The sequence below is a fragment of the Terrabacter terrae genome (assembly GCF_039529575.1).
Classification (GTDB): domain Bacteria; phylum Actinomycetota; class Actinomycetes; order Actinomycetales; family Dermatophilaceae; genus Terrabacter; species Terrabacter terrae.
In genome coordinates, this window is the sequence record NZ_BAAANB010000005.1 from 1 (window position 1) to 14,826 (window position 14,826).

The window sequence follows — 14,826 nt, forward strand, 5'->3', positions numbered from 1 at the left end:
TCATCCATCTCGAGACCGTCTCGGTCGTCGGCGCCCTCGGCCAGCGCGATGCCGTCCGGAGCCATCTCCATGTCCTCGTGGCCCATGCCCTCCGGTAGCGAGCGGCCCGCGGCGTCCTCGTGCTGGGCGGCCGTGTCACACAGCCGGGGCAGGGCGGCCTCGACCGCCGCCACGACGCCCTGCTCGGTCTCGTCCGGTGCGAGGGAGATCCGGGCGCGCGGGCCGGGCAGCTGCTCCCACACCGCTTCGACGCTGTCCTCGAGGTCGGCCGACAGCTGACCGCACACCACCAACATGTCGGCGCCGGCGGGTGAGTCGGCGAGGTGCCATGCGCGCCCCACCACGCAGCGCTCGGTGTAGACCCGGGTGCGCCACCCGCCCGGCATCTCCACGACCAGGACGGAGCACCGGCGCACGGCCTGACGGGCTAGCCATTCCGTCAGACCCATCGGAGCGCACCCTGACGCCAGGCCCACAGCACCGCAACCATGAGGGCGGCCAGGAACACGAACATCTCCACGACCGCTCCGGCGCCGAGCTCGGCCACGACGACGGCCCAAGGGTACATGAACAGCATCTCGACGTCGAAGGCCAGGAACACCAGAGTCGCGGGATACCACCGCACGTGGAAGCGCGAGAGAGCATGCTCCGTGGGTGCGTGGCCGGACTGGAAAGGCAGTACCGGCAACGCTTCTCGACTCACCGCGACCGCGCGGGCGACAAGCAGGAGCAGGGCCAGTCCGACTGTTGTCGCCAGCAGCAGCAGCGCTACCCCGAGGTACACGTCGTCTCCCAGGTCTCGTGTGGCCCGCTCCGTGGACGAACTTCCATTCAGGCTCCTCCGTATGCGGTAGTGCGGGAAAGGTGCACCAGCTGGCGGAGGCAGTCCGAGCGCAAGAGCTGCGGGAAGCCGTCGGCCAGGCGGTAGTAGACCGTGCGGCCCTGCTTGCGGCGCCTGACCAGACCTGCCGTCCGCAACACCCGCAGGCCATAGCCCACGGAGTCCTCAGAAGCTGAGAGGGCCAGCGCAAGATCTCCGACACACAGCTCCTCCGCCGTGTCGAGGGCATCGAGCAGCCGGATCCTCGTCGGGCCGGCGATCAGCGACAGGACCGCCCCGAGCCGGTCACAGTCCTCGGGGCTCGGGACCCGGGCTTGGGCAGCGGCGACAGCGGGCGGATCGACCGGGCTCGCCCGGCTACCCCCGCTGCGCCGGTCGAGCCGGTCGAGCCGGTCGGTCCGGTTGGTCCGGTCGGTCCGGTGGTCATCTCGTCACCCCATCCGTCGAGGGCGACGCGCAAATCGCGCACGGCGTAGGCGTCTGTCGACTTCACGCTCCCCTCTGGCAGGTCGAGCCGGGCGGACGTTTTGGCCACGACGAGTCGCTGGTAGTAGAGACATCGGACGATGTCTCGGTGGTTGGCCTGGAGGCGACCGAGGGACTCTTCCACGAGGACATCGTCCAGGACCACGTCGAGGGCGGCGTCCTCCTCGGCGACTTCCACCATCCGTGCCTCCTGTGGCCTTCGTCCGGCGGCCCGGCGCTGGCCGACGATGAGGTGCCGGGCCGTCGTGACGAGGTGCGCGCGGAGGTTGTCGGCCTCCCGCGCCTGATTCCAGACGCCCACTGACCTGCCGGACGATGTCGTCGACGCGGTTCCCGTCGCTCGTCGCCAGCCACACGATCTGACGCCGCGTCGAGCCCCACTCACGGTAGATCTCCGCGATCGCCTCATGGTCGAGCGGCATTCGGCAGACATCTCCTCTCATGTTTCTCGGTTCAAAAGACGGCGCGTCACCCTGGTCGGTTCACCAAGCACGACCCCCGGCCCACCGTGAACCTGTCGGGAGCAGACCTCATCCGGCACAATTCTGGCCGGTGCCTGGGTTTACTTGAACGCCAAGCGCTTCAGCGCCGAGGGCAACCCTGTTGAGATGCGGACCCCAGCCGGTGGCGCTACTCGTCTCGCTTGAACACGTCTCGCTACCAGTTTTCGAGAAGGCGGATGAAGCACTAGATGTACCCGGCCATGACGTTGGTAGCAGCGAGCCTGCTTGAACGAACGAGAACCTCCGAATGGGATGTGGCTTGTCTAAGGCCCACTCCAACCCGGAGGTTCTCGTGTCCCACGGTAGTGCCCGGCTGACCGTCCATGGTCGTCGCCTGATCGTTCAACGCCACCAGGCCGGCTGGCCCCAAGCCCACATCGCGGCCGCCATGGGGGTGTCGCGCAAGTGTGTGAAGACGTGGATCGACCGCTACGCCGCCGAAGGCGAGGCTGGCCTGGTCACACGCTCCTCACGGCCCCACAGCATCCCCACCGGGTCCAGCGAGCAGGTCGAGCAGAAGGTCTTGGCTGTCCGCGCCGCGCATCGTGACGGTCCGGACGTGCTCGGCCCGAAGGTCGGGTGCCGGCCCGGACGGTGTCACGGATCCTGCGCCGCCACCGTGTGCCCTACCTGCGCGACTGCGACCCGTCACCGGTGAGGTGATCCGGTCCTCGAAGCAGACCGCCGTGCGATACGAGCGCGAACGGCCCGGTGAGCTGGTGCACATGGACGTCAAGAAGATCGGCCGCATCCCCGACGGCGGTGGATGGCGCGTGCACGGCCGCGGCATCGCGCGTGACCGCGTCAACGGCCCGGGCTACGACTACGTCCACTCGCTCGTCGATGACCACTCCCGCCTGGCGTACAGCGAGGTTCTGCCCGACGAGAAAGGCATGACCTGCGCGCAGTTCCTGCAACGCGCGATCGCTGCCTTCGCTGAGCACGGCATCACCCGGATCGAGCGGCTGATGACCGATAACGCGTGGGCCTACCGGTACTCGGTACGAGCCGTGTGTGCCGAGCACGGCATCACCCAGAAGTTCATCAAGCCGCATTGCCCGTGGCAGAACGGCAAGGTCGAAAGACTCAACCGCACCCTGGCCACCGAGTGGGCCTACCGCACGGCCTACGCCAGCAACGCCGAACGCGTCGCCGCTCTTGCGCCCTGGCTCGAGCACTACAACACTGAACGCCGCCACAGCGCCCTGCGAGGTCACCCGCCCGTCAGCCGACTGCAACCAACCTGATGGCCGGGTACAACTAGAGCCCTTGCCATGGCGAGAGGCGCGGGCCAGTCCTTCTCGCGATTTCGTCCGCGAAGTAGTTGCCGATGGCGATGCCGAGCAGCGTGTGGAATGCAGTGAGCAAGAAGCCGAGTTTCGCGATCCCGTTAAGAGGTATGACAAAAGTGAGCACTCAGCAGAAGTCAGGACCAACAGCCAGTCCGAGGCCGGCGCCAAGGATGTGGTGCGCCTCTCTGTGAATCTTGCGAGCGACGTTGCCGGCGCTCTCAAGGCTTTGAGCTTCGCTCAGGGCGTCTCAGTCACAGAGGGCGTTCGGCGCGCGATCGCGCTGTGGAAGCTCCTCAGCGATGAACGCGCAGGGCACAACGTGATGGTCGTCGAGGGAGAGGGCGACAAGGCTCGGTACCGAGAGCTGATCATCCGCTAACACCTGAAACGTCCCGGAGGCCGGTCCCGAGCGACATGCTCGGCGCGGGTTAGCTGGCGTAGGAACTCCGCCAGCTTCTCCAGATTGCTGGTGCCGTAGTAGACAACCTGTGACATGTAGTCGTAGAGGCGTACGTACGAACCGCAGTCCTTGCGGAACGTCCGCAACTCGTCTAGGGCGTGCCGATCCTCGGGGGTCCGTGGGTTCATCGGGGGCCGATCACGTGTGCCGGCCGCGCTGGCGCGTTGGGTCAGGCGGCGCCGGGCTCGGGCGCCGAGCTCCACGGGAACTTCTTGACGAAGTCCTCGACCACGGTCGTGCTGAGGCCCGCGCAGAGCTGGCGGTGGCCCATCTGCTGGCCGACCTTGCCGGTGCTCTGGTCCACGTCGGCGCCCCAGTGCGACAACGCGTACTTCTTGGCCGCCGGGAAGCTACCGTAGGCCGGGTTCCACGGCACGATGAGGAACTTGTTGGCCGCCTCCTTCATGGCGTTGACCTTGGTGGCGAGCGCCTCGAACGCCGCCGCCTGCTCCTTCTCGACGGAGCCGTCGTACCAGAGGATCGTGTAGCCGTGCTCCAGGTTGTGCACGAGCGTCTCGACGGCGGGCACGTCCGCAACGGTGTAGACCCGGCGCGAGTCGACGGCGGGCACCGCGAAGTGCTTGCCGCTCGACGGGGGGACCGTGGAGTACTGGATCTTGGTGACGTTCGGCTGGTTGGTGCCCGGGCCGACGTGGCCGCTGCTGCCACTGGCCGGGTCGTTGGTGATGGGGTCGCACGAGGCCGCCGTGGCGTCCCCGCTGATGCCGGCGAGCGCCTGGTCCCTCTTGTTCTGCTCGCCGACGACGGCCCAGGCGACGGCAGCGGCGATGATGGCGATGACGGCGACACAGGCGCCGATGACGACGAGGAGGCGGCGGCGTTCTGACCTCTTCTGGGCGGCCTGCATCGCTGCGACGCGTTCGCGGCGGTCTCGGGTCGTCTCGCGGGCCATCGTTCCTCGTTCCTGTCCAGGCGCCGTGTGGCGGGTCCGGGGCCGGATGCCCGGGCGGGCCGGCCGTGCGTGTGAGTCGCGGTCGTCGTGACGGGACGGTGACCCGTGCGGCGACGGTGCCGAGTGTAGGCGAGGATGTTGTGGTGCCCGGACCCCTGACCCGACGGTGGCGCAGCGACCGCGAGATCGCGCTGCGGGCCCAGCTTGGCATCGTCCGCCGGGGCTCGGGAGACCCCACGTCGCGTTTCGGCGGCGACGGGCGGTGACCCGGGCGGCCCAGACGGGCCACCCCCTTCCCTGGTCCGGGTCGGTGTGCCAAGCAGCTGATGCAACCCCGCGCTGCACGACACACACCCGGTCCGAAAGGACGGCCCCGAAACGATCGAGAAGGAGATGCCGGCGCCGCGGGGGTTGCTCACACGCCGGACACGTCAAACGTCACGAAAAAGATGGCGGACCAGAAAAGGTGGGTGGTGTGTGACGGCAATTCGTGTGGATGGCCTCTGGCCGGGGTGGGGAGCCGACCCCCAGGGCATCAAGCCCGCTGTGTTGTCAGTTGAAAGCGCCCCGTCGGGTGGTGGGCTTTGAGGGTTGGTTCCTCGGTGCTCACGGGCCGCTGGTGATGGCGGCGGTGTCAGTATCGCTGGTCTTGTACAACATCGCCATGGACGCTTCGGAGAGGTAGCGGCGGTCGGCGACTTGCCATTCGTCGTGGGCGTCGGCCAGCACGGCGCCGACGAGGCGGATGACCGCGGCGGTGTTGGGGCGCCGCTCTCGTCAAGCAGCGGCGGCCGTGGTGCCTGGTCGTGGTGGTTCGTGGGCTTGGAGGTCGCGAAGCATCGCTCTGTACACGACGGCGGCGAGGTGACGCTTCAGGCACCGTCGGGCTTCGGCTGCGCTCTTGCCTTCAGCGCGTTTGCGGGCGAGGTAGGTGCGGGCGTCCGGGTGCCAGCGTGCCTGGGATCGAGCGATCGTGTACAGCGCGCGGTTGAGCTGACGGTTGCCGCCGCGGGCGAGGCGATGACGGGTGGTGTTGCCGCTGCTGGCGGGGATCGGCGCCGAGCCGGCGTGGGCTGCGAAGGCGGCCGCGGAGGGGAAGTGCCGGGCGTCGTGGGTCTCACCAAGGATCTTGGCGGCGGTCAGTTGTCCGACGCCGGGAATGGCGAGCAGGTGCTCGTGGGATTCCTGGCGCAGATGGGTGGCGATGAGGACCCCGAGTTCGGCAGTCTCCTTGCCGAGTGCAGTCAGCCGCCTGATCGCGACCAGCGCCAGGTGTGCCCGCACCGGGTCGCTGGCCCTTTCCTTCATGGCCAGCACGCGGGCGCGCTGCAGGGCGGCCTTGCTGGTCAACGCTCCGGTGACGGCCCGGTGACCGGGACACAGGCCAATCAGTAACGCGTGCAACCGGTTCCGCACGCGGATCTGCTCTTGGACAAGCTGGTCCCGTGCGTCGACCAGCAGCTTCATGTCCGTGTTCAGATGCGCCGCGTCCATCCGAGGCAGGGTGTCCTCGCGGATGGCGACGCGGGCGATGATGATCGCGTCACCCTCATCGTCCTTGCCTCGGCGACGACTCGTGCGTCGTCCGTGGGCGGTCAGGTGCGTGGGGACGTCGACGACCTCCTCCCCGGCAGCCAGGAGCAACAGCGTCAGCGGACGGCCGAAACCCTTGGCTCCCTCCACGGCGATCTCCCGAGGAACGGGCAGCGCCTGCACCCAGGTCAGCATGCGTCCCAACTCCGAACGGTCTGTGCCTGTCTCGAGCTGGGCAACGACCCGGCCTCGGGAATCGACTGCCGCGGCCGCATGGACCTGGCTGTGCGCGTCGATACCGACGGTGATGACATCTCGCATCAGCAACTTCTCCTCAACCCATCGACGATGAATGTTCGTGGTGGTCGAGGACAGTCCTGCCGTTCGGTCAGCACGCCGCTCTGAGGTCACGCGACCACCGGTGTAGCGAGAGCCCGGAGGGACTGGCCCTAACCGGGTCAAGGCCCTGCGGCCCGACAGAAAGATTCCGGGTCACCCCCGGGCTCCCAAGGCTCAGACAACCACGCAGGAAGATCCCGACGACGCGGGCGCGTCGTTTGATCTCGCGGTTGAGCCGTTCGATGGGGTTGTTCGACCAGATCTTGGTCCAGTGCGCCCGCGGGAACGCGGTGAACGGGAGGCCTCGGTCTTCGCCTCGTCCATCAGGGGCCCGATCTTCGGGAAGCGAGCCGACAGCTCGTCGCGGACGTGGTCCCAGGTCGCTGCGACCGCGTCGGCGTCGGGGTGGGCGAAGATGGTCCGGAACACGGCGGCGACCATGTCCTTGTGGGACTTCGGCACCAGCGCGAGCAGGTTCCCGCGAAGTGGACCCGGCAGCGCTGGTGGGCGGCGCCGGCGAAGCAGCGGGTCAGGGCCTTGACCAGGCCGGCGTGCTGGTCGGAGATGACCAGCTGCACCCCGCCGAGGCCGCGACTGCGCAGCGAGGTCAGGAACGCCCGCCAGAACGTCTCGTCCTCGCTGTCGCCGACGTCGAGGCCGAGGATCTCCCGGCCACCGTCCTCGGTGACGCCGGTGGCGACGACGACGGCCTGGGAGACGACCTGCCCGCGGGAGGCCTCGCGCACGTGCAGGTAGGTGGCGTCGAGGAACACGTACGGGAACCGGGTGTGGCCCAGGGTCCGGGTGCGGAACGCGGCGACCATCTCGTCCAGGCCGGCGCAGATCCGGGAGACCTCGCTCTTGCTGATCCCGGTGTCGGAGCCCATCGCCGCGACGAGGTCATCGACCGCCCGGGTGGAGACGCCGTTGACGTAGGCCTCCATCACGACCGCGTACAGGGCTTGGTCGATCCGCCGGCGGGGGTTCAGGATGCTCGGGAAGAAGGTCCCCTTGCGCAGCTTCGGGATCCGGAGCTGCACGTCGCCCGTGGTCGTGGTCAACACCCGCGGCCGGCTCCCGTTGCGTTCGGTCCTGCGCTCCTCGGTGCGCTCGTACCGGCCGGCGCCGATCACCTGGGTGGCCTCGGCCTCGATCAGCTCCTGCAACGCCACCGTGACCGCGTCCTGGATCAGGTTCACCCCCTCCCCGGTACGGAACGCCTCGAGCAGCTCGGTCAGGGCAGACTGGGGCAAGGCCATCGGTGTGGCTCCTCTTCGATGAGTACTTGGCCGTACACACCGAAGATCCCGCCGATGGCCCCTCACGTCCTCACGACATGCCGGGCCTCAAAACCCACCACTCAATGGGACTCACACCCGGGGGCTCTCCCTTTACCGGACTGAATGCCGAATAGCGGACGATGCTAGGGACCCAGCGAGAGCGGCTTACGTGGGCCATATCCATCCTGTCGAGATGCCGCCGACGATGCTGGCGGCGGCTGCAGTCACAGCGGCCACGGCGGGCCCTCTGCCGGTGCGGATGATCCCGACGAGGTCCCGGCCCGAGCGCGGAACGACCGCGAAGGTGGGGACGATCCAGCGCAGGTAGTAGTAGAGGCTGAGCAGGGAGTTGAGCACGACGGCGGCGGTGAGCCACCCCAGACTCCCGTCCCATGCGGCGGTGGCCGTGGTCAGCTTGCCGACGAAGACTGCGGTGGGGGGTGTGCCGACCAGTCCCAGCAAACACACGAGGAGCGCCCCGGCGACCCAGGGACGCTGCCGCGCCAGGCCGCGGTAGTCGGACAGCTCGCGGTGCTCGGGGAGCGCCGCTGCGACGGCGAAGGCACCGACGTTCGTGACGGCATACGCCCCGAGGTAGAAGAGCAGCGAAGACTCGGCCAGGGGGCTGCGCCCGACGACGGCCACGGGGACCAGCAGGTAGCCGGCTTGGCTGACGGTCGACCAGCCGAGCAGCCGGCGCACGTCGGTCTGGCCGTATGCGGCGAGGTTGCCGAGGGTCATGGTGAGCACGGCCAGCAGGCCGACGAGCAGGGGCAACGCCACGGTGCCGGGCAGGACGCCGACGAACCGGTAGAGCGCGAGGACGGCGCCCAGCTTGGGGACGGTGGTGAGGAAGGTGGCGGCCGTCACCCCGGCCGCTTGGGCGGCGTCGGGCACCCAGAAGTGCGCCGGGACCGCGCCGGCCTCGAAGAGGAGGGCGCACACGACGAGGACCACCCCGGCCGAGAGCACTCCGGACGGCGAGGCTCCCAGCTCGCGGGTGAGCGCCGCATAGCTGGTCTCGCCGGACACGCCGTAGAGCAGCACCGTGCCGAGCATGAGGGAGATGCCGGCCAGGGCGCCCAGCAGGTAGGTCTTCATCGCCGCCTCCGCGGCCCAGCGCGTGCGTTCCAGCCCGACGAGGCCGTATGCCGGGATGCTGGCCAGCAGGAACCCGACGAGCAGCACCTGCAGGTCCCGGGCGCCGCTCATCACGAGGACGCCGGTGGAGGCGAGCAGCATCAGAGCGTACGTCTCCGCCTCCCTCTGCGAGCCGCTCACGTCGTCCGTCGCCACGAGCAGCATGAGTGCGACCGCCACGACGACGACAACGCGTACGACTCCGGTGGCCCGGTCGGCGACGAAGGTGCCGCTGAACGCAATCTCGCTGCCGCCGACAATGGCCACCACGGATAGGGCGGCGGCCACCAGGAGCCCGACCGCCGCGATGGCACGGGTGACCCACAGGCGTCGGTGCGGCAGGAATGACCCGGACAGCAAAACCGTGAGCGACCCTGCGAAGAGGGCCATCTCGGGTGCGAGAACCAGCGGTCGCATCTTCTCGATCGCCGCCTTATCGGGACACGAGGCCAACGAGAACCGACGAGGCCGGTTCGATGACATCGAGGACCACTCGGGGGAAGACGCCGATGACCAGCGAGGCCAGCAGCAGGGCGCCGATCGCGAGCAGCTCCGGCGTGGTGAGGTCGGCGAACCCGGCGGACTGTCCGCGCAGTCCCCCGGTGAAGACCCGCTGGTAGGCGCGCAGGAACAGTCCGGCGGTCACGAGGATCCCGATGAGGGCGACGGCGGTCACCGGGGCGGCGCCGATGCTGCCGGTGAAGATCTGGAACTCGGCGATGAAGCCGGACAGGGCGGGCAGGCCGAGTGAGGCGAAGGCGCCGACGGCGAAGACGGCCGCGAGCCGCGGGGCGGGTCCGGCGAGGCCGCCGAAGCCGTCCAGCTCGTAGTCGCGACCGCGGCGGTGGAGCACTCCCGCGACGAGGAACAGGGCGCCGGTGACGACGCCGTGGCTGACCATCTGCGTGACGGCTCCGGTGACGGCCAGCTGACGCGAGGAGGCGCTGGCAGCCGTCAGGCCGGCGACACCGACGGCGAGCACGATGTAGCCCATGTGGTTGACGGAGGTGTAGGCGATCATCCGTTTGAGGTTGGTCTGGGCCAGGGCGACGAAGGCGCCGTACAGCACCGACACGACGCCGAAGGCGATGATCACCCACGACCAGGCCTGCCACGTGTCGGGAAGCATCGGCATGGCGATGCGGACGAAGCCGTAGGTGCCCATCTTGAGCAGGACACCGGCCAGGACAGCAGACCCGATCGCGGGCGCGTCGGTGTGCGCCGGAGGCAGCCACGTGTGGAACGGCACGGTCGGCGTCTTGACGAACAGCCCGAGCAGGATCGCGCCGAGCACCAGCCCTGCGACGGGGCCTGCCGAGTGCAGCGGCATCGCTGCCACGAGCTGCGGGATGTCGAAGGTGTGCGGGTCCGAGGCGACGTAGAGGCCGATGAAGCCGAGTAGCAGCGCCAGCGAGCCGAGGAAGGTGTAGAGGAAGAACAGCAGGGCCGACCGGGTCGCCGTCCCGCTCCCCCAGCCGGCGATGAGGAAGTACATCCCGACGATCGACAGGTCGAAGAAGACGAAGAAGAGGATGAGGTCGGCTGACACGAACAGCCCGAGGCTCACCGACTGCAGGAACAGCATCAGGGCGGCGCGCGACCTCGGTCGCTCGTCGTCGCGCAGGCTGTAGACGGCGCAGGCGAGGAAGACCAGTGCGGTCATGCCGACGAGGGGAAGCGAGAGCCCGTCGACACCGACGTGGTAGCTGCTGCCGATGCGCGGCATCCAGTCGAGGCGCTCGTCCAGGGCGAGCCGCCCGGCCGCCGGGGCCGTGTACCTAGACCAGGCCACAGCCACCAGGAGCAGGTCGACCGCGCTGACGCCGACCCAGGCCCAGGCGACGGCCCTCGGGGGCAGCGGGACCGACGCCAGCACGAGAGCCGACAGCAGGGGCAGGAAGACGATGAGACTGAGCACACTTACCTCACGAGAGCGGACGCGACGAGCAGGGCGATGGCAGCCGTGGCGACGACGACGGCCTGGACGTAGTACTGGTGCAGCTGTCCGGTCTGTGGCCGCCTGGCGCTTTCGGCCAGCGCCCGTACGCCGGTGGCGGCGCGGGAGACCGCGGCGGCGAGGACCTGGACGTCGAAGCGGGCCAGTGTCTGCGCAGCCCGACGGGCGAGGGTGGCGGCAGCCAGGGGCACGGGCTCGACGGCTCTTCGGTCGGCTGCGTCGAGAGCTCGGGCGAGGGCGAACGCGGGTCGTACCGCAAGGCGGTGCGCGGCCTCCTCCAGTCCCAGCCAGTGGCGTGCCCAGCCGGGTTCGGGGAGCCTGCCCGCGCGGACGACCCAAACGCTCACCGCCGTGACGGCGAACGAGAGGACGGCAGCCCCGATGAGCGAGGGCCACTCCACCCCGGGAACGCTCGCTCCCACCGTTCCGGCGAACCACGACACCAGTGGTGGCAGGGCGAGGGCGCCGAGGACCACCGCGCCGGTAGCGAGGACCACCAGCGGAACGGTGCGGGCCGCTCCGGGCCGAGCGTCTCCCTCGGGACGGACTGGGTCAGCGCCGGCTGGCAGGCGAGTGGACCACAGCATGGCGAGGATCTTGCCGGAGTACGCCGCGGAGAGGGCCGCCCCGACGAGCGCCACCGCGTAGAGCAGCCCTGCGGCCGGCACTCGCGGCCGGGTGTCCTCGAGCACTGAAGCCAGCACGGCGTCCTTGGTCGCCCACAGCGACAGGGGCGCGATCCCCGCAAGGGACAGGGCCCCCAGGGTCGCGCTCCATCCGACGACGCGCCATCGCCGGGCGACCCCGGCGAGCTGGTCGAGGCGGCGGGTTCCGAGGAGGGCAAGCCACACTCCGGCCGCGAGGAACAGCAGTGCCTTGGTCGCCGCGTGGGCCACCAGCTGCGCGCTGCCGCCGATGAGGGACCCGGTCCCGGCTGCGAGCACGACGAAGGCGAGCTGGGCTGCGGTCGAGGCAGCCAGGAGCTGCTTGAGGTCGCGCTGGGCGAGGGCGACGATGCCGAGGACCACGGCGCTGATCGCGCCCAGCCAGGCCACGAGCGCGCCGGCCCAGCCGGTGGCGGCCAGCAGCGGCTGGGCCCGCAGGAGCAGGAAGCCGCCCAGGGCCACCATCGTCGCCGAGTGCAGTAGGGCGCTGACCGGGCTGGGGCCCTCCATCGCGCGCGAGAGCCAGAACGAGAACGGCAGCTGGGCCGCCTTGCCGAGCGCCGCCACGACGATGCCCGCCGCCACGACGTCACGCCAGCCGGGGGCCACCGCGGCCAGCCGGTCGAGGGCCAGTCCCCCGCCACCGGCCACCGCCGCCCCGGCGGCCACGTAGAGGCCCAGGTCGGCCGTGCGCGTCGTGAGGAACGCCGTGAGCCCGGCCGAGACGCGGCGCTCCTCGCTCCACCGGAAGCCGATGAGGGCCCAGGACATCGCACCCATGACCTCCCAGGCGAGAAGCAGGGTCGGCACGGTTGTCGCGGTCGCTGTAAGGAGAGCGGCTGCCGCGAAGAGCAGCATGAGCCCGTGGAAGCGCGCCCGGCCGGCGCCCACGGCACCCGTCAGCTCCCCGTCCGCGGTGCCGAGGGAGAAGACGAGGACGAGGAGGGTAACGACCGCGATGGTGGGCACCATGACGGCAGCCAAACCGTCTACCGCGAGGCCCAGCTCGCCGCCAGCGACGGCGCCCAAGAACGGCGCGGACACCGCGGGGCGCGAAGTGGCGCCCAGGAAGGCCAGCACGACCACCACGCAGGCCACCGCGACGGCGACGGGGCCTGCGGCCCGGTCCACGGTCCGCGCCCGAGCGGGAGTCCGGTCGTGCTCCCGTGCCGCTGGCGGGCCGACCACCGTGTCGACCTCGGGGGGCCGGCCGGGTCGCCGACCGCCGGCGATCGCAGCAAGAACGGCACCGACCGCCGCGGGGAGCCCGACCAGGAGCCACAGCATCCAGGACGCGTCGCTCACATCGTCACCCCCTCATCCGTCGTCACCGCGCCAGGTCCGTGGCCGAGTCGGTCATGTCGGAGCCCCGCTCACGGTGCAGGAGCGTGGCGACGGCGAAGCCCATGGCCATCTCCACGGTCATCGCCGCAAGCACCACCAGCAGCAAAACCTGCCCCGACGGGTCCGGAGCAAGGAACCACCAGATGGCCGCGGCCGCGAGGATGACCGCGTTGACCATGAGCTCGAGGCCCATCATCACCATCACGACGACCTGCTGCGAGAGGGCGCCGTAGAGGCCCACGCTGAACAGGGCCGCGGCGAGCACGAGGGCGATCTGTAGCGTCATCGGCCCACTCCCCCGGGCTGCGGGTCCTCAGCAGGGCCCTTGAGGTCGTCGCCGAGACGGTCGTAGCGGGTCCGGGCGTGCGCCAGGGACACCCCGGCGACGATCGTGGCGACCATGACCGGGCTGACCACGGCCATAACGAGCATCTTCGACTCCATCAACGTCCGGCCGAGCGCGGCCGTCAGGTCGGCCGGCGGCGCGCCCCGACGGGCGGGCCAGTCAGCCAGCACGATGCCGGCCACGAGCACCACGAACACCCCGACCGAAACCCCGACCGAGGTCCGCCTGCCGTGCACCATGCTCATCGGCATCAGCGCCGGGTTCATCCCCATGAACATGACCATGTAGACGGCCATCACAGCCATCTCCATGACCATCATGAGGACCACGATGAGCCCGACATAGCTCTGCGAGAGCAGCAGCACCTGCAGGCCCACGGCCACGAAGGAGGCGGCGAGAGCGTACGTGGCGCGGGCCATCGAGTCGACCCGGAACACGGCCGCCCCGGCGAGCACCGCGACGACGCCGAGGGCTACGAAGAGCACGTTGGTGAGCACGGTCAGCTCCTCCAGACGACGAGGACAGCGACGACGAGGTCCTGCACGAGCGCGAGCGGCAACAGCACGATCCAACCCAGCTCCATGAACAGGTCGGGTCGCAGGACCGGGAGGCGGCGCCGGGACCAGACGAGCACGGCCAGCACCGCGGCCGCCTTGAGCAGGCTCCACGCCCACCCCGGCAGGAGCGGGCCTGAGCCGCCGCCGAGGAACAAGGGAACGGCGAAAGCCGCACCCGCAGCAAGCAGGGCGTGCCTCCCTGCGAGCAGGAGCAACCGGTCCAGTCCCGACACCTCTGCGGCGACGCCGCCCGCGACGTCGGACCCGAGCGCGGCGGCGAACGGTCCCGACACGGAGAAACCGAGCACCCCCACCAGGAAGACGAGGAACGCCACGGGCATCCACACGGCATACCAAAGCCCGTGCTGCGCCTCGGCGACGACGAGGGGATCGAGGCTGCGGGCCGCGATGGCCGGCGCGACGAGAGCGAACATCAGCGGCAGCTCGTAGCCGAGGGCCTGCGCGAGAAAGCGGTGGCCGCCGATGATGCCGTACGCCGAGTTCGCTCCCCAGCCGGCGAGCCAGACCAAGGCCCACACGGCGACGTCGACCATGTTGAACCACACGATCCCCACGCCCATGGGCAGGGCCACGGACTCGCCCCACGGCACGACAGCAACCATGAGGACCGCGGCGACGAGCAGGCCCCACGTCCCGACGGCCCACAGCAGCCGGTCTGCCGAGACCGGCACCCGACGGCGCTGGCGAAGCAGCCGAGCGACGTCGGAGACCGGGCCCGACAGGCCCGAGGACACGGCGCGCAACGATCGCGCCTGCAGGACGCTGGACAACGCCGCGGCTCCGACCGTCAGCAGCACCAGCGAACCGAACGCCAGCGCGGCTGCGGTTGCCAGGTCGCTGGTCGAGACGGTAGCGCTTCCCGCTGGGAGCGCGGCGAGAACGGATGCCTCACGCATGGGCGCCCACCCCCATGGCCTCGAGCGCCCCGAGGTGGGGCGCCAAACTCGCGACGACGAGTCGCGCGCCGGCGACCTCGACACCGGTGCACAGCCGGGCCAGGTGGGCGGCGTCAGGTCGCGCGAGCAGCACCTCGGGCCCCGGTGCCGCGTCCGCCGACGCGTGCACGGCGTCGAGCAGCGCCAGGAGGCGGTCGTTGGCGTCCCCGGCCCACCAGGACGGGAGCCGGCGCTCGTCCAGCCACCCGCGCTC

Annotated in this window: 15 protein-coding genes and 4 pseudogenes; 4 read left to right on the top strand and 15 right to left on the bottom strand. The window is 70.0% G+C overall.

Annotation, left to right across the window (positions count from 1 at the left end; genetic code table 11):
* The 4 genes and pseudogenes from ABD194_RS07810 to ABD194_RS07820 form a co-directional block, all read right to left on the bottom strand.
* A pseudogene (locus ABD194_RS07810) lies at positions 1-449 on the bottom strand (hypothetical protein); the annotation flags it as partial.
* On the bottom strand, positions 440-784 hold the full coding sequence (locus tag ABD194_RS07815; protein ID WP_343989741.1) for an NADH-quinone oxidoreductase subunit A: 345 nt from the start codon (positions 782-784) through the stop codon (positions 440-442). The gene ABD194_RS07815 and the pseudogene ABD194_RS07810, both read right to left, overlap by 10 nt.
* A 47-nt stretch (positions 785-831) precedes the next feature.
* Positions 832-1,110: an ArsR/SmtB family transcription factor gene (locus tag ABD194_RS21605; RefSeq protein WP_425579962.1), complete on the bottom strand. Its 279-nt coding sequence runs from the start codon at positions 1,108-1,110 to the stop codon at positions 832-834.
* A complete protein-coding gene (locus ABD194_RS07820) occupies positions 1,101-1,508 on the bottom strand; it encodes a sigma factor-like helix-turn-helix DNA-binding protein (RefSeq protein WP_343989742.1) in 408 nt (135 codons plus the stop codon). Before ABD194_RS07820 ends, ABD194_RS21605 begins: the two co-directional genes overlap by 10 nt.
* Here ABD194_RS07820 and ABD194_RS07825 point away from each other — a divergent pair.
* The 3 genes and pseudogenes from ABD194_RS07825 (at position 1,416) to ABD194_RS07835 (ending at position 3,501) form a co-directional block, all read left to right on the top strand.
* Positions 1,416-1,631, top strand: a complete 216-nt coding sequence (locus tag ABD194_RS07825) for a hypothetical protein (protein ID WP_343989764.1) — start codon at positions 1,416-1,418, stop codon at positions 1,629-1,631. The two genes, ABD194_RS07820 and ABD194_RS07825, sit on opposite strands and share 93 nt — an antisense overlap.
* Before the next feature lie 491 nt (positions 1,632-2,122).
* A pseudogene (locus ABD194_RS07830) lies at positions 2,123-3,077 on the top strand (IS481 family transposase).
* Positions 3,078-3,099: 22 nt separating this feature from the next.
* A complete protein-coding gene (locus ABD194_RS07835; RefSeq protein WP_343989743.1) occupies positions 3,100-3,501 on the top strand; it encodes a hypothetical protein in 402 nt (133 codons plus the stop codon).
* 250 nt (positions 3,502-3,751) lie between these two features.
* Here ABD194_RS07835 and ABD194_RS07840 read toward each other — a convergent pair whose 3' ends face one another.
* Positions 3,752-4,495 (bottom strand): DUF3105 domain-containing protein, encoded by a 744-nt coding sequence (locus ABD194_RS07840; RefSeq protein ID WP_343989745.1) that lies wholly within the window; start codon positions 4,493-4,495, stop codon positions 3,752-3,754.
* Between the two features lie 143 nt (positions 4,496-4,638).
* Here ABD194_RS07840 and ABD194_RS07845 point away from each other — a divergent pair, with 143 nt between their 5' ends.
* Complete coding sequence (locus tag ABD194_RS07845) at positions 4,639-4,761, top strand: hypothetical protein (RefSeq protein ID WP_343989747.1); 123 nt, start codon at positions 4,639-4,641, stop codon at positions 4,759-4,761.
* Positions 4,762-5,101: 340 nt separating this feature from the next.
* Here ABD194_RS07845 and ABD194_RS07850 read toward each other — a convergent pair.
* From ABD194_RS07850 to ABD194_RS07895, 10 genes and pseudogenes are all read right to left on the bottom strand, one after another.
* Positions 5,102-5,260 (bottom strand): annotated as a pseudogene (locus ABD194_RS07850) (IS256 family transposase); the annotation flags it as partial.
* A gap of 12 nt (positions 5,261-5,272) precedes the next feature.
* Positions 5,273-6,349, bottom strand: coding sequence for an IS110 family RNA-guided transposase (locus ABD194_RS07855; RefSeq protein WP_343989748.1), 1,077 nt, complete (start codon positions 6,347-6,349; stop codon positions 5,273-5,275).
* Positions 6,350-6,557: 208 nt separating this feature from the next.
* A pseudogene (locus tag ABD194_RS07860) lies at positions 6,558-7,626 on the bottom strand (IS256 family transposase); the annotation flags it as partial.
* 186 nt (positions 7,627-7,812) lie between these two features.
* The gene (locus tag ABD194_RS07865) at positions 7,813-9,204 is read right to left on the bottom strand and encodes an NADH-quinone oxidoreductase subunit N (RefSeq protein ID WP_343989750.1); all 1,392 of its coding nucleotides are present in this window, start codon (positions 9,202-9,204) and stop codon (positions 7,813-7,815) included.
* A gap of 16 nt (positions 9,205-9,220) precedes the next feature.
* Entirely contained in the window at positions 9,221-10,705 is a 1,485-nt protein-coding gene (locus tag ABD194_RS07870; RefSeq protein WP_343989752.1) for a complex I subunit 4 family protein, read from the bottom strand.
* Positions 10,706-10,707: 2 nt separating this feature from the next.
* Entirely contained in the window at positions 10,708-12,714 is a 2,007-nt protein-coding gene (locus ABD194_RS07875) for an NADH-quinone oxidoreductase subunit 5 family protein (RefSeq protein WP_343989754.1), read from the bottom strand.
* Positions 12,715-12,736: 22 nt separating this feature from the next.
* The gene (gene nuoK, locus ABD194_RS07880; protein ID WP_343989756.1) at positions 12,737-13,039 is read right to left on the bottom strand and encodes an NADH-quinone oxidoreductase subunit NuoK; all 303 of its coding nucleotides are present in this window, start codon (positions 13,037-13,039) and stop codon (positions 12,737-12,739) included.
* Positions 13,036-13,596, bottom strand: coding sequence for an NADH-quinone oxidoreductase subunit J (locus ABD194_RS07885; protein ID WP_343989758.1), 561 nt, complete (start codon positions 13,594-13,596; stop codon positions 13,036-13,038). The genes nuoK and ABD194_RS07885 overlap by 4 nt, the downstream gene beginning before the upstream one ends.
* Before the next feature lie 2 nt (positions 13,597-13,598).
* Complete coding sequence (locus ABD194_RS07890; RefSeq protein WP_343989760.1) at positions 13,599-14,573, bottom strand: NADH-quinone oxidoreductase subunit H; 975 nt, start codon at positions 14,571-14,573, stop codon at positions 13,599-13,601.
* Positions 14,566-14,826, bottom strand: a 261-nt coding sequence (locus ABD194_RS07895; protein WP_343989762.1) for a hypothetical protein, incomplete at its 5' end; no start/stop codon positions are given. The genes ABD194_RS07895 and ABD194_RS07890, both read right to left, overlap by 8 nt.

What these genes read in the sequence shown, in the direction of transcription:
- ABD194_RS07820 (WP_343989742.1), bottom strand. Translation starts at nt 1,508, where the DNA reads ATGGTGGAAGTCGCCGAGGAGGACGCCGCCCTCGACGTGGTCCTGGAC.
- nuoK (WP_343989756.1), bottom strand. Translation starts at nt 13,039, where the DNA reads ATGACGCTACAGATCGCCCTCGTGCTCGCCGCGGCCCTGTTCAGCGTG.
- ABD194_RS07890 (WP_343989760.1), bottom strand. Translation starts at nt 14,573, where the DNA reads ATGCGTGAGGCATCCGTTCTCGCCGCGCTCCCAGCGGGAAGCGCTACC.
- ABD194_RS07840 (WP_343989745.1), bottom strand. Translation starts at nt 4,495, where the DNA reads ATGGCCCGCGAGACGACCCGAGACCGCCGCGAACGCGTCGCAGCGATG.
- ABD194_RS07855 (WP_343989748.1), bottom strand. Translation starts at nt 6,349, where the DNA reads ATGCGAGATGTCATCACCGTCGGTATCGACGCGCACAGCCAGGTCCAT.
- ABD194_RS07865 (WP_343989750.1), bottom strand. Translation starts at nt 9,204, where the DNA reads ATGCGACCGCTGGTTCTCGCACCCGAGATGGCCCTCTTCGCAGGGTCG.